The organism is Paraburkholderia atlantica (assembly GCF_000092885.1).
Classification (GTDB): Bacteria; Pseudomonadota; Gammaproteobacteria; order Burkholderiales; family Burkholderiaceae; genus Paraburkholderia; species Paraburkholderia atlantica.
In genome coordinates this window covers 2,000,717-2,013,691 of record NC_014118.1, presented here as the reverse complement: position 1 = coordinate 2,013,691, position 12,975 = coordinate 2,000,717, and the positions used below count along the sequence as shown (strand labels likewise).

Here is a 12,975-nt window from a genome sequence, read left to right as displayed (position 1 = left end):
GTGGCCGTCGTTGTCGCGAGTGATGCGGCCACAGCGTGCAAAACTTGGTAGCAAGATTCGCGCACGGCGCTGACGAACCGGAAATGGCTTCGCCGGCCGCGCGCACGAAGTTATGTTCTAGTGCATCGACGGGCGATGTGCACGACTAATTGCAGCCGATTGACGAAAAAGCGCAGGTCCGTCGGCGAATAACCCGTCTAGAATGCCCGTTTTCCTGCGGTTTTGCACAGCCGCTTCAAAACAACAACGCAGCGTCGGCCGTTTTGCACGCACGCCCGCCTGCTCACGAGACATCTTATTCATGACGACAACGAACGCCGCGAGCCTGCGTCGCGCACCGCAAGCCCACGCGTCACGCCGATTCCGGACCACGCCATGAACCACAACGACTTCAGGCGAGGGATCGCATTGTCGGTCGGTGCGTCGGCGATGTTCGCGTTACTGTCCGCTTACGCGACGCTGCTGAAACCGCTTTCGGGCCTCGACATCTTCGCGTGGCGCATCGTTTGGACCGTGCCGGGCGCGCTGCTGCTCGTCGCGGTGCGCAAGCGTCTGCCGATTCTGCACGCACTCGTTGTCCGAATGATGAAGCAGCCGAAGCTCGGCGTCGCGATGATCGTCGCCGCTGGCTTGCTCGGCGTGCAGCTATGGCTGTTTCTGTGGGCGCCGCTGCATGGGCGGATGCTCGAAGTGTCGCTCGGTTATTTCCTGCTGCCGCTCGTGATGGTGCTGGTCGGTCGCTTCCACTATCACGAACGGCTCGACGGGTTGCAGTGGTTCGCGGTCGCTTGCGCGGCCGTTGGCGTCGCGCACGAGCTGTGGGTGACCGGCGCGTTTTCATGGCCGACGCTGGTCGTTGCGCTCGGCTATCCGCCTTATTTCCTGCTGCGCCGTCAGATCAATCAGGATTCACTCGCGATGTTCACCGTCGAAATGGCCTTGCTGTTGCCGGTGGCGATCGTGTTCATCGTCAGCGGCGGTTCGCTGCAAGCGATCGCCGCACGCGCGGAAATGTGGTTGCTGCTGTTGCCGGGCCTCGGTGCGTTGAGCACGCTCGCGCTCGCTTCGTATCTGAAGGCGAGCCGCCTGTTGCCGGTCGCGTTGTTCGGCATCCTCGGCTACGTCGAGCCGGTGCTGCTCGTGTTCGTATCGATCACGCTGCTGCGCGAAACGCTGAGCGTCGCGCAACTCGCGACCTATGTGCCAATCTGGGTCGCCGTCGCGCTGACAGCGTTGCACAGCGTGCGCTTCGTTCGGTTCGCGTCGAGCTGAACGGCGACGCCCGCTCAGCGATGCGCTTCGGTCCGCCGTGGATTGATGCGCGTCGGGCCTACCTGCGCCTCGATCGCGTCGCGCAGCTCGGGACGCCAGCCGACCCCGAACAGCGCCTCGGCGAGCACGAATAGCGGCCCGATCAACAGGCCGATTACGTCGTCGACGAAGGCCGGCTTGCGATGTTCGTACGCGACGTGACCGACGAACTGGAACACCCAGCCGATCACGAAGAGCCCAATGCCGGTCGCGAGCCACATGAGAGTCGTTTGCGCGGCGATCCACTCGCCGAATCTGACACAAAGCGCCGACACGCAGGCCATCAGCACGCCGAGCGGCACATCGAGCGCGAGGTAGTAGACGGTCGCCGCGACGAACAACAGCCACGCTGGGGACAACCTGACCGGGAACATCGCGGCGCCGAACGACGGGCGGCTCAACAACACCGCGAGCGCGAGCACGATCAGCGGAATGCCGACGAAGTGCGTGGCGATATTGCGCCGGTCGCGGTGGTAGGCCGCGTATTGCGTCAGGTGCTGCGTCAGCGTTCTCATCAGTGCCCCTCCCGTGTCAAAGTCAGCATAATCGAGGGCGGCGGATTTTCAAACCATCGGGTAGCCGGCAATCAGCGACGATCGCCCACTGATGCTGTCCATGCTTTGTACTGTGCTCGTCGAGCGCATTCAACGCGCGCTCGGGTGCCCGACGCGACGTTTCAATGGGCCGATCGTCGCGGCGGGCAACGTGGTGAGCAGCATGTGCAACGTGAAGTCGAGATCTTCGCGCGCGATGTCGAGTTGCACGCGGTCTTCTCCGCGCACGATTTCCGTGTTGATGACATAGACGCCGAGCGGCGAATGAAGCAGTGCGCGCAAGTGAGCGTGCGGCAGGGTCACGAGTAGAAGCGCGCGCGACGGAAACGGAATGACGTTGCTGTGTTGAATCTGCTTGCTGGCAGATTGCGGCGAGAGCTTGTCGAGCGATTGCGTGAGAGCCATGTGATGCGGCGTTCGTGTAACGCGATGGTGAATTGGAACAATTCGAGAGTAATCGCCCGCGTGTAAAGACGGTGCAAAAATTCGCGCGTCTGTCGACAAAAAAATACGACACGGCGTGACACGCGGTATAAAAAAAGGCGAGTCATAAGACTCGCCCTCCCTGAACGGCACGGTCCGGCTTCGATCAACTTCTATTTGAACAGCACCTGCATGGCCGGTCAGCGCCGAAACCGATCACGTGTTATTGCGTTTTGGTCGTGTCGGCTTGTGCGCCGTCGGCTTTCGCCGGGGCAGTGCTGGCCTCTTTCGCGCTCTCCGTTTTAGTCTTCGCGGCGCTCGTTTCGACGGCATTTTTGCCCGTGGACTTATGGGCCTTTTTCGTATGGGCCGAAGTCTTTTTCACGTGCTTTTGCGTGGCGGCTTCGGCGGGCGCTTTCGCTGCGGTCGCGCTGTCGTCCGTTGCGCCGGCTTGCACCGCGGTGCTCGCCTTCAGATTCGCCTGGCCGGCGGCCGGCAACTGCGCGGCTTGCGCGGGTTGTGCGGGTTGTGCGGCGGACGGTGCGGCGGTTTGAGCGAATGCGGTCGACACGAGCAGTGCGGAAGCAACAGCGGCGAAAAGCGTCTTCATGATGTGACTCCTGGTTGAATCGGTGGATTCGTTTGTCGCGGCTGAATTATTTCAGCGCTGCCGGTTTAACGTGGGGCGGAATACAGGAGTTGACGCTGCGCTGGTGACAAAACGTAAGTAGTGCGTCAGCGCGGATACATGTTGCGGCTTAGAGAGCGAATCCGCGGAAAGTCGCCGCGCTCAATGAAGACGCGACCGCCGTCTTTCCGAGCAATTGCGCTAAAGCCTCCGGCGAGACCGCTGGGCTAAACAGGAAACCCTGGGCCACCGTGCATCCGTGGCGGACCAGAAACTCGCGCTGGACATCGAGCTCGACTCCTTCGGCGACGACATCGAAGCTCAGCGTCTCGGCAATCGCGATGATCGCAAGCGACAGCGCTTCTAGCTCCTTGTCTCTGCCGATTTCGCAAACGAAGGCGCGATCGATCTTGATGCGATCGACGCTAAAGCGTTTCAGATAGCTGAGGCTCGAATAACCGGTGCCGAAGTCGTCGATAGCGATGGACACACCGAGTTCGCGCAGTTCGCGAAAAGCCCGTTGCGCTTCTTCCGCGTTGCGCATCAGCGTGCCCTCGGTGACTTCGAGTTCCAGCAGTTCGGCGGGCCAATTGGCGTCCTCGAGTGCCGAGCGCACCACACCTGGAAGGTCTGCCCGTTCGAGTTGAAGTGGCGAAACATTGACCGAGATGCGCACGGGCGGAAGCCCCGAGCGTACCCACGCGCTCGCCTGCAGGCACGCCTGCCGCAATACCCAGGTGCCGATGCTCTGGATCAAACCGGTTTCTTCGGCAAGCGGGATGAAGACGGCCGGCGACACCTCACCGAGTTCGTCGTCGTGCCACCGTAACAGCGCCTCGGCGCCGACGATGCATCCGCTTTTCATGTCGATCTGCGGTTGATACGCGAGATACAACTCGCTGGCTTTCGCCGCGCGCCGCAGTCGCGTCGTGAGCCGCAACTTTTCGGCGGCCGCCCGGCTCAGCTCCGGCTCGTAGAATTGATAGCCGTTTCGCCCGCGCGATTTCGCCACGTACAACGCGGCATCGGCATTGCGCGTGAGCAGTTCCGGCTGGGCTCCGTCTTGTGGATAAGTACTGACGCCGATGCTTGCTTCGAGATAAAGCTCGTGCTCGCCGATGCGATACGGCTCGCTCATCTCGTGAATCAGCGTGTCCAGCATTTCGGTGAGTTGCTTCACGTCGGCTCGTTCCGCGATGATGACGAATTCATCGCCCCCGTAGCGCGCGACGAAATCCGTCGCGCGCAGCAGGCGCTGAAGCCTTCGCGCCACAGCTTGCAGCAGCAAATCGCCGACGCGGTGTCCGAGCGAATCGTTGACGTCCTTGAAACGGTCGAGATCGAGGAACAGGACGGAAACGTTCTGGCCTGTCGCGGCCGCGCGCACTAGCGACTCCGAAAGATGTTCGCCGAGCAGCACCCGGTTCGGCAACTCGGTCAGGGCATCGTATTTGGCTTGATGCTCGAGTCTTTTGAGCGAGCGGCGAAGATGCGCTCCAATGCGGCCGTTCCAGTGAATCAACGACAGTAGCAACAAGGCCGAAGCGACGCCGCAGGCCAGTAGCATGCGCGTAAACCACTTCGCATCCAACGACGATTTGCTGACGACTGAAGCGACCTTGGCGTCGGCCGCGAGCCGTACGTCGACGACCCGCTCGAGGACGCTGTAGAAATATGCGTCGATTTCCTCGAGTCTGGGGTCGCCTACTGCCACGCTGCCGGGATGCTCCGCGATCATGCGCGCAAGACCGAAGCTCTGCTCGCTGAGTCTGCCGATCATGTCGTCCAGATCCGACAGCCGCGATACGCATTCGTGGTTCTCGCTGCAACTCTCGCGCGCGTCGCGCGTCAACGCGAGCAGTTCCAGCATCGGAAAGCTATAAGCGGCGCGATTGTAGAGCGGCACCGTCGCTATCGAGGTGTAGAGCGTCGCATGCTCATCGAGCATGACGTGCTGAACCTGGTCGAGGTCATGGCGCAGCCGCCCGGAAGCCTGGATCGTCCGAAGCGAACTGTCCTGCTCGCTGCTCTGGCGGATTGCGAGGAAGGTACTCGTCGCAATGACAGCGAGAATGGCAAGCACGGCTATGACAGTACCGGCTTTGCGCGCTACTTCCTGTCCCAAGGCGCTTCCCTTTCCGTCAACGCGGCACGGGCGAAAACCGGCCCGCCCGGATAGTGAATGTTCAGGTGGCTGCATGACTTGCCTTAGGGCGCTGGGGATCCAGCTGATAACGGCGCGCTATGGCTCTGCTTATCCGCCTATCGATCTGCAAATTCGACGCGGTTGCGTCCGCTTCGCTTGGCGCGGTACAGAGCCGCATCGGCGAGACCGTATGCGGTGTCGAAGCAGGTTCCGACTGCGTTGATGCTGACGCCAAAGCTGGCCGTGATGCGGCGCTCGACCGGTGGAACGACCAGCGAGTCACTGATGGCTTCTCGCATGCGCTCGGCAAGAATGGCGCCACTGGCCGGTTCATGGCCGGGCAGCAGCACGGTGAACTCCTCACCGCCCACTCGCCCGATAAAGCCCTGTTCCCCGACGATTCTGCGCAGGCAATCGACGACCCCCGAAATGACCGCGTCTCCAGTGGGGTGGCCGTAGTCGTCGTTGATCCGCTTGAATTCGTCGATGTCGAGGATGATCATCACCGCGCTGCTGGTGCGCAATACCTTGGTGGTCCGCTCGATCACGGCGCTGCGGTTCAGTACGCCGGTCAACGCGTCGTGCGATGCGCGATACGCCAACTGCTGGGCCAGCACCTGCATCTCGCGTTCAGCCCGGTCGCTGCGGCCGATCAGGCGCCGTGTTTCGCGCATCAGGCGCTGGAAGTGCTCGATCAGTTCGCCCAGCGACTGGCGATACTCCGCGGCATCCGCATCGATGTTCGAATGCATCGCGCGAGCCTTTGCCAGCGCCGTGCTCTCGTTCTGGAACAGATCGGGTGCGCCGCCCGAGGACACGTCACGGGAAGTGGTCGAACGCACCTTATTTTCCCTGCTGCGCGATAGGACGATCGGTGAACTTGATTGCGCGGAAATCGGCCTTCAGTTCTTCGCCGAATTCGGCAATGGTCTCGTCTTCCTCGTCGCGATACCAGTTCATCGACACGCGGCTTCCCGATTCCGCCGCCTGATCCAGCGCGTCGAACATGCTGAACAGCATCTTGGTGCTCGAGCTATTGAAGTACGTCAGCGCGACGTCGATCGTGATTTCGGCCCCAGCGTTCGCGGCGAGGTACTTGCGCATCTGCTCGATGATCGGCGCGTAAAAAGCGGCTGCGTTTTCCGGGTAGGACTCACCCTTGATCGACAACGTGTGTTGGTCGAAGCGAAAATCGACTTCGGGCGACGTCGTCGTCGCGGGGATGTGTAGGTTTTCCATTGTTTTTGTGCCTTCCTGCTCAGATGATGGCCATGAGGCAAAACAGCGTGGTGCCGGGTTCGTCGGCACGCGGATGAAAAGCGAATTCAAGCGGCGCGCTCGCATCGCGCGCCATCGTCAGGAAGCCGAGGCCGGCGCCCTTGCTGTCTTTCGGAGCGTCGGTGCGCAATGTCACCTTGTACGCCTGCTTGATTTCTTCGAGCGACATGTTGCGCAGAGGCTCCAGCCTGCTGCGCAGGCCCTCGACCTCGGCGGTCGCGATCGGATTGACGCACAACATCACGTGATGCTCGCCGTGTCGCGAGATGCACACCGTGCCCTCGCGTATCGCGCCTGCTCCTTCGCCGCCGGACTCCAGCGCGTTCGACGAATAATGGACAATGTTCTGTGCCAGCTCGATAAAGGACGAGAAAAGTTTGCGGCGGGTAGGACCGCTGACACCGGCGACTTCGAGTTGCAGTTTCACGACTTCGCCCATCGACGCGACGATGTTATGGGAGAAGTAGCCCTTGTGATAGAAGAGCACGTTGCGCCGCTGCGCGAGTTCGAAAAAGGCGCTGTCTTGTTCTAGTAGTTGAGACATTCTGGGAATTCACTAAATGCGGGCACAGAAAAGCGTGATGTCGTCACGGCGCGTTTGATTGCCTTGCCACTCCGCGAGCGCGAGTCGGACACGCTCGCAAATCGTCGCGGGGGTTTCGGCGCGATTTTCGAGGATCAGGTCGAGCGCACGGCGCCGGCCGAAAGAAATATTGCGCGGACCGCCGATCTGATCGGCGAGGCCGTCGGTATAGATGAACAGCAGGCTACCCGCGGTGACCGGGATCGAGCGCAAGCTCCACGCATAGTCGGCACGACTGTCCACATAGCCGACACCCATGCGGTCGGCGCTGATCGTTTCGAACTCCGCGGCGTCGGGCGACAGGATGTGCAGCGCGATCCTCGCGCCGGCAAAATGCAGCACGTTCTCCGTGGCATCGAACCAGAAGAGCGCCGTGTCCAGGCCGTCGTTGGATTGGGTTCCTTCGTCGGCACTGTTCACTTGCCCCAGCAAGCCCTTGACGTTGCGATTGACGGCCGCCAGCAGCGCGGCGGGGTCGCGCGGACCAATCTGTTCGAGCGCCTTCGACAGTGACGCCGATGCAAGCAAGGTCATGAAGGCGCCGGGAACGCCATGTCCGGTGCAATCGGCAACGGCGCCGAACCAGCCGTTCGGAAAGGCCGCGAAATGATAGAAGTCGCCGCCGACGACGTCGCGAGGTTCCCAGACCATCGCCGCGTCGCGCAGCTTCATCGACAGCGTCTCGCTCGAAGCACGCAACATGGCGCGCTGGATCACGCTGGCGTACTCGATGCTCTGCATGATCTGGCGGTTCTTCTCCGCCTGCATTTCCGCGACTGCGCTGATCAGTTGCAGACCACTGCCGAGACCCGCGAAGAGTCCCTCGCGTGTCACGATGAAACCATCGACCAGTGCTTTTTCACCGGCCTCGACGGTCCTGAAGGTTAGCGCTTCGATGCTCACGTCGGCATCGACGATGAGCGGGTCCTTGTCCATGAACGCGATGCAGCTCTTCTTGTCGTAAAGCTCGCGATGGAACGGCTTGCTCATCTGCGACATGAAGATATCGCGGTTGATCAGGCCGATGGGACGCTGGTCATTGATGACAGCGAGACTCTGCATGTCGCGTCGCGCCGAGAAGATCTCCATGACCACGGAGTTGGGATCTTCAACGTCTACGGCTGGAACTTCCTGGCACAAGTCTCCGGCAGTGCGCGGATTCCCCTGTGCGGAAGAGCGGCGAAATCTCGAGAACGCTGGATGCATGGCGACGCCAGTCGATGTATGAAGAAACCTCGCACGCTAAGGTTTCTCTATGTACATTATGTGACAGAGCGGCGGTGATCCGCTCTACTGGCGCGAGATTAGAAAACGAGTGGTCACGCAAAGGTTTGCGTGACCACCATCAGTAAAACTTGCGAGCTGCGAGGTTGCGCAAATGCAACGCCGACGGGTCTAGTCATTGAAACGGATTCTGCACGACACCCGGCTTGGCATCCGGCTCGTCCTGCACCTTCGCCGGCAAATCCTTCTGCGCCTGCAGACTCGCGACGATTGCATCGAGCGCTTCCTTCAGCGCGAGCGCCGCCTTCAGGCCGCGTTGATCGCGCGTCAATTCGAGCGTGCCGTTCAGCACGACACGCGTCGTGCCGTTGGTGAGTGTCAGCGCATCACCCTGAATGTTGAGCACGTCGTCATCGTTCGAATAGGGCTTAAACACCTTTTAGTCCTCCTGGCCGCTGGTCCTTCAGGTTATCCGGAATGCCCGGAAAGCGGATGCCCGACATCGCTTCGAGCTCGTGAATCGTGCGCATGTCGTAGCGGTTGGTCGCCACATTATCAACCACGACTGCGAATGCCAGTTGACGCGACGGCACATAGACAACCTTGTACAACTGGGTCGGCACGAACACGCGCGTCGGTCCGATCGTCTGCAATTGCTGACCGGTGAACAGCGGTCCGGTGACGACGTACGTGTCGTCGTAGGCGAGCGCGATCTTACGCACCGCGGTTTCGATGCGCGCCCACAATCGTTGGTTGTTCTGACGGTCTTGCGGCACGATGTTCGCGAGCGAGAATGATTGCGCCATCGCCTCACTGTTCCAGCGATTGCCAGCCGGACTCATATGGCCGCGATCGAAGCCACTGCGCTTGTAGTCGGCGAGTGTCGCGCCTTCACCTTCGGGCAGACGCGCGTCTTCGAAGAACTTGTTGGTACGCACCATGTCCTTCGCTTCTTCGATGTGCTCACGCGTCAGATGCTCGGCCGACCACAGCGGACCGTGCGTGATACCCGAATGCAGCACCGCGAAATCGCTATAACAAAGCATGCGCGTTTTGGGCGCCATCTTCTGATTGATGAGGACGGGCCATTGCGCATTCGGCGTGAAGCTGGTGCAGGAGGGCGCCGCGCCTGCATGAGCGGCGACGGCGAGGAACAGACAGGCAAGCCACTTCTTCATGTGTCGGTGGTTCGATGAAAGGGGACGCAAGTATAGCGTCGCGGCCCGCATCGAGCGACCGGGCAATGCGAATCAAGGAAAGGGGATGGGAAACAGAAGAGGCGGCGTGCGCCGCACAAAAAAGTGGGCCGCTTTGCAGCGACCCGAATGCGTGGACTTCCGACTCTACTCACGCAAGCTTAAGAAGGTCTTAAGGCTTGCGATATCGCGGTACGTTATGTTCGTTTGCGCACGAACAGGATTACACGTACGAACAGTGCTCGCGCAATGAGCCGGAAGTTTCGACCGGAAAAGAGAGCGCGGCAAAGCGCGCCAGAGATTAATTACCGAACACGCTGTTTTCAGCGCGAGTTTTTTGACGATCCACCGCCTGCAAACGCCAGAAGCCGCTAGTCGCCTTGCGGGTTCGCAGCGCGGTCCATGCTGCGGCGCCTTGAGCGGCGCTCACTCGTTCCTTGCGATCGACGTGCAGACCGCGCAACGTACAGAGCGGCGCGTCGGCGCTCGGTGCGCACAGCGTGGTCACGCCGTTCTCGTCGCGCAGCTCACCCCAAGGGGGCAAATCGATCCCTTGATGCGCTTCTCTCGACCACCGATGTTCATCGGTATCGAGCCAGAGCACAGCGTAATCATGGCTTACGGTGGGATCGGAACCGTTAATCAGGATGGTCAGTCGCATAGCAGTTCCGTTCATAAATTGCGAAGGGCTTTACCAGTCTAGGCGGCGCGGCGCTTTATGCAAGACAAAGGCATGATTTGCGAACGGAAAAATAATTCACCAAACCGGGTGGGAAGGTACGGTGCATGCTCAACGCGGCGCGGCGTACGCGACATGCATGCTGTAACGACCACATCCACCTCGCGAGCCGCGGCAAATCAACGCAGCTGACAGGCGTTCAAGCGAGATCGAGCGAAGCGGTCAAATCGCCGAGCGGCGCGAGTCCGTTGCTGGCGAATGCCTTGTCCCGCACGACCACGCCTTCGAGCGGAGCGAGTCCATGCACACGACTAATGAAACGCAGAATCGAGTTCGTGTCGTACACCGTGTGATCGACGTAACCCTTCTTCGCAAGCGGCGAGATCACCAGCGCGGGAACGCGCGAACCCGGCCCCCAACGATCGCCGATCGGCGGCGCGACGTGGTCCCACCAACCGCCGTTTTCGTCGACGGTGACGATGACGACCGTGTTCTGCCATTGCGGGCCGCGCTGAATATGCTCGATCAGCGTCGCGATGTGATGGTCGCCCGAGGCGACGTCCGCGTAGCCCGCGTGCATGTTCAGGTCGCCCTGCGGTTTGTAGAACGTGACGGTCGGCAAACGTCCCGCGTCGATGTCGGCGATCAGGCGATTGGTCGACGCGTCGTTGCCCATGCCACCGTCGCGCAGATAGCGGCGGCGCGCGGCGGTGCCCGGCGCGTAATTGGCGAAGTAGTTAAACGGCTGATGGTGGTACTGAAAGTCGGGCATCGATCCCGTATCGCGATGATCGAGCGCGAATTGCCACGCGCCGCTGTACCACGCCCAGTCGATGCCCTTGGCGGTCAGCCGGTCGCCGATCGTCGCGTAATTCTGCGGCGGCATCACGCGCGGGTCCGACGGATCGGCGAAAGCCGGGTCGCCGCCTTCGGCCGGACGCACGCTGCTCGGCTGATACGGCGGCGCCATCGTGTTGACCGCGTAGCCGTCGGCGGTGAAAGCGCCGTCATTGACGAACTTCGGCGGACCGTCGAGCGCCGACGCGGGCGAATTGGGCGCGAGCTTCAAACGGGTGCCGGTCGGATCGTCGCCTTCCAGGACCGACACCATCTTCTTCGCCGGACTGTTATGGATGTCCGGGTAATACGGCGCCTGCGCCGAGATCAGGAAGATGTGGTTCAGCCACGAGCCGCCGAAAGCGGCCATGAAGAAGTTGTCGCACAGCGTGTACTGCTGCGCCAGATTCCACAGACGCAGCGTGTCGGCGGAATTGCGGTAGTGCCCCATCACGAGGCCGCCCGAATCGCCCCACGCGGCGAACTGGTTGTTGCGCCCCGCGTTGATCTGCATCTGGTTCTGATAGAAGCGATGAATGAGGTCGCGGGTGATCACGCCGGTCGGCAGCGGCGCGCCGCGCGCATCGACGATCTGGAACGGCCGGTTGCGCAGATGATCGAGATCCTTTTCGCCGATCATGTAGCGCTTGCCGTCCACTTCCTGGGCCTGCGGCACCAGCCCGCCCCAGATCGCCGGCAGCCGCGGCAGCGGCGTCTTGCCATCGCGGTCGAGCTGGACGTACTGCTCGGCGGTGACGGCGTCGAGCGGATGCTGGACACCCGGGTAGTTGCCGTACAGGTTCGCGAAGCTGCGGTTCTCCGCGTAAATCACCACGATGTTCTTCACCTGATCGTGCAGCGCGGCGTCGAGGCGCAAGTCGGCGGCGCTCCGCGGCGGGCCGTTGCCCGCGAGTCCCTCGCCCGTTTTGCAGCCGGTCAACGCGAAGCCGAGGCCGACCGCCGCGAGACCGGTCAGGACGCGCCGGCGTTCGGGATCGTCGGGGGCGTCGTTGGTGTTGTCGATTGAATCGGGGTTGTCCAGTTTCGGCAGCAGGTGAGGATCGTGGTCGGTCATCGGTGAGTTCCGAAGGAGACGTGACGGTCGCATCGGCGCCGCTGGAGGCGGCGCGCGCGACACCGGTTACGGGTCCGCCGAGGCCGGCAGGCCTCGCGGCTTTACGGCAGCCGACGCTTGACGCGCCAGCTGTGATGCGTGGCATCGACAGCCAATAGTAGCCAGTGCCTTGCGTCGATCGGATGACGTTTTTGCGTCGCGTAACGATCGACGGTCAATTCAAGTTCGTCATGCGCGCGCCGATGACAGGTGGCGTGCGCGCCGGAGCCATCCGCGAACTCGACGCGTGCCTCGGCGAGGTTCGGCGTGCCGGCCGGTTCGGGAAGATCGGCGATGCGCACCGCGCAGCCCGGATAAAGATGCGAGTCGGCAACCTGAATCTGGATCGCGTTGGACATGACGTGGCCTCCTACGCTTGGACGGCGCGAGCGCGCGGCTGGGACACACCGCGCCGCTGGACCGGATCAAAGCATAGCACCGCGTAGCCGATTCGCCGCATGCTTCGCGCTATCGAACGCCTGCGTGACGCGACCGGGCGCGGCATGCATCTGCTGATCCGCGTTTAGCGCGACGTCGTGTTCGTCGCGAAGGCGCAGACCCCCGAGCCGATGTACAGCTCGGTCAAGGTGCACGTCGGCACGCGCCTGCCCGCGCATGCAACGATGCATGGCCAGGTGCTGATGGGCGATCTGAGCTTCGAGGAGTTGCGCCAGCCGTATCCGGAGCCGCAGTTCGAACGCTTCACCGAGCGCACGCCGGCTATGCGGCCAGCGAGATGTCGTTCGAGCGGGGGATTTCGGTGGTGAACGCACCGGTGCGCGAGCAGAGCGGCAAGAGCGCCGCGTGCGTTCGGAGACCGGCGAGACCGGCGAGCGCGAGCTCCTGATCATCGCCTTGCCGCACATTGACCGCGCGCTGACTTCACGGCGCGACTACTTCAAATACTTATTTCATATCTGTCGGCGAGTGCTGCTGCATTGCGCGGCAGGACTCGCCGTGACCGCTTGAACAGTGAAACGAAAGGCGCACCGGTTGGCGCGC

Annotated in this window: 15 protein-coding genes and 1 pseudogene; 3 read left to right on the top strand and 13 right to left on the bottom strand. The window is 61.8% G+C overall.

The annotated features are described in order from the left end of the window. Positions 1-375: 375 nt before the first annotated feature. Complete coding sequence (gene rarD / locus BC1002_RS25115) at positions 376-1,272, top strand: EamA family transporter RarD (RefSeq protein WP_013092807.1); 897 nt, start codon at positions 376-378, stop codon at positions 1,270-1,272. Between the two features lie 14 nt (positions 1,273-1,286). Here rarD and BC1002_RS25110 read toward each other — a convergent pair whose 3' ends face one another. From BC1002_RS25110 to BC1002_RS25095, 4 genes are all read right to left on the bottom strand, one after another. Then, entirely contained in the window at positions 1,287-1,826 is a 540-nt protein-coding gene (locus BC1002_RS25110; RefSeq protein ID WP_013092806.1) for an Mpo1 family 2-hydroxy fatty acid dioxygenase, read from the bottom strand. Between the two features lie 129 nt (positions 1,827-1,955). Further along, positions 1,956-2,270, bottom strand: coding sequence for a hypothetical protein (locus BC1002_RS25105; RefSeq protein WP_013092805.1), 315 nt, complete (start codon positions 2,268-2,270; stop codon positions 1,956-1,958). Positions 2,271-2,511: 241 nt separating this feature from the next. Further along, positions 2,512-2,898 (bottom strand): hypothetical protein, encoded by a 387-nt coding sequence (locus BC1002_RS25100; RefSeq protein ID WP_013092804.1) that lies wholly within the window; start codon positions 2,896-2,898, stop codon positions 2,512-2,514. 148 nt (positions 2,899-3,046) lie between these two features. Then, the gene (locus BC1002_RS25095) at positions 3,047-4,864 is read right to left on the bottom strand and encodes a putative bifunctional diguanylate cyclase/phosphodiesterase (RefSeq protein WP_238537969.1); all 1,818 of its coding nucleotides are present in this window, start codon (positions 4,862-4,864) and stop codon (positions 3,047-3,049) included. Between BC1002_RS25095 and BC1002_RS39060 the strand changes: the two genes are divergently transcribed. Next, entirely contained in the window at positions 4,850-5,095 is a 246-nt protein-coding gene (locus tag BC1002_RS39060; RefSeq protein ID WP_238537968.1) for a hypothetical protein, read from the top strand. The genes BC1002_RS25095 and BC1002_RS39060 overlap by 15 nt on opposite strands. Positions 5,096-5,178: 83 nt before the next feature. On the opposite strand, the gene BC1002_RS25090 is transcribed toward BC1002_RS39060, so the two are convergent. From BC1002_RS25090 to BC1002_RS25050, 9 genes are all read right to left on the bottom strand, one after another. Further along, complete coding sequence (locus tag BC1002_RS25090) at positions 5,179-5,904, bottom strand: GGDEF domain-containing protein (RefSeq protein WP_013092802.1); 726 nt, start codon at positions 5,902-5,904, stop codon at positions 5,179-5,181. A gap of 1 nt (position 5,905) precedes the next feature. Beyond that, positions 5,906-6,301 (bottom strand): DUF1987 domain-containing protein, encoded by a 396-nt coding sequence (locus tag BC1002_RS25085; RefSeq protein WP_013092801.1) that lies wholly within the window; start codon positions 6,299-6,301, stop codon positions 5,906-5,908. A 19-nt stretch (positions 6,302-6,320) separates the two neighbouring features. Beyond that, entirely contained in the window at positions 6,321-6,884 is a 564-nt protein-coding gene (locus BC1002_RS25080; protein ID WP_013092800.1) for a SiaB family protein kinase, read from the bottom strand. Positions 6,885-6,896: 12 nt separating this feature from the next. Further along, positions 6,897-8,012, bottom strand: coding sequence for a SpoIIE family protein phosphatase (locus tag BC1002_RS25075; RefSeq protein ID WP_041735200.1), 1,116 nt, complete (start codon positions 8,010-8,012; stop codon positions 6,897-6,899). A 310-nt stretch (positions 8,013-8,322) separates the two neighbouring features. After that, positions 8,323-8,583: a hypothetical protein gene (locus tag BC1002_RS25070; protein ID WP_013092798.1), complete on the bottom strand. Its 261-nt coding sequence runs from the start codon at positions 8,581-8,583 to the stop codon at positions 8,323-8,325. Beyond that, entirely contained in the window at positions 8,576-9,325 is a 750-nt protein-coding gene (locus BC1002_RS25065; RefSeq protein WP_013092797.1) for a DNA/RNA non-specific endonuclease, read from the bottom strand. Before BC1002_RS25065 ends, BC1002_RS25070 begins: the two co-directional genes overlap by 8 nt. A gap of 319 nt (positions 9,326-9,644) precedes the next feature. Continuing rightward, positions 9,645-10,004 carry a DUF3564 domain-containing protein gene (locus tag BC1002_RS25060; RefSeq protein WP_013092796.1) on the bottom strand — a complete coding sequence of 120 codons (360 nt, stop codon included), beginning with the start codon at positions 10,002-10,004 and terminating at the stop codon, positions 9,645-9,647. Positions 10,005-10,221: 217 nt separating this feature from the next. Beyond that, positions 10,222-11,934 carry an acid phosphatase gene (locus BC1002_RS25055; RefSeq protein ID WP_013092795.1) on the bottom strand — a complete coding sequence of 571 codons (1,713 nt, stop codon included), beginning with the start codon at positions 11,932-11,934 and terminating at the stop codon, positions 10,222-10,224. Positions 11,935-12,035: 101 nt separating this feature from the next. Next, the gene (locus BC1002_RS25050) at positions 12,036-12,332 is read right to left on the bottom strand and encodes a hypothetical protein (RefSeq protein ID WP_013092794.1); all 297 of its coding nucleotides are present in this window, start codon (positions 12,330-12,332) and stop codon (positions 12,036-12,038) included. 111 nt (positions 12,333-12,443) lie between these two features. On the opposite strand from BC1002_RS25050, the pseudogene BC1002_RS36680 reads away from it, so the two are divergent. Next, positions 12,444-12,942: pseudogene (locus BC1002_RS36680) on the top strand (IclR family transcriptional regulator domain-containing protein); the annotation flags it as partial. Between the last annotated feature and the right edge of the window lie 33 nt (positions 12,943-12,975).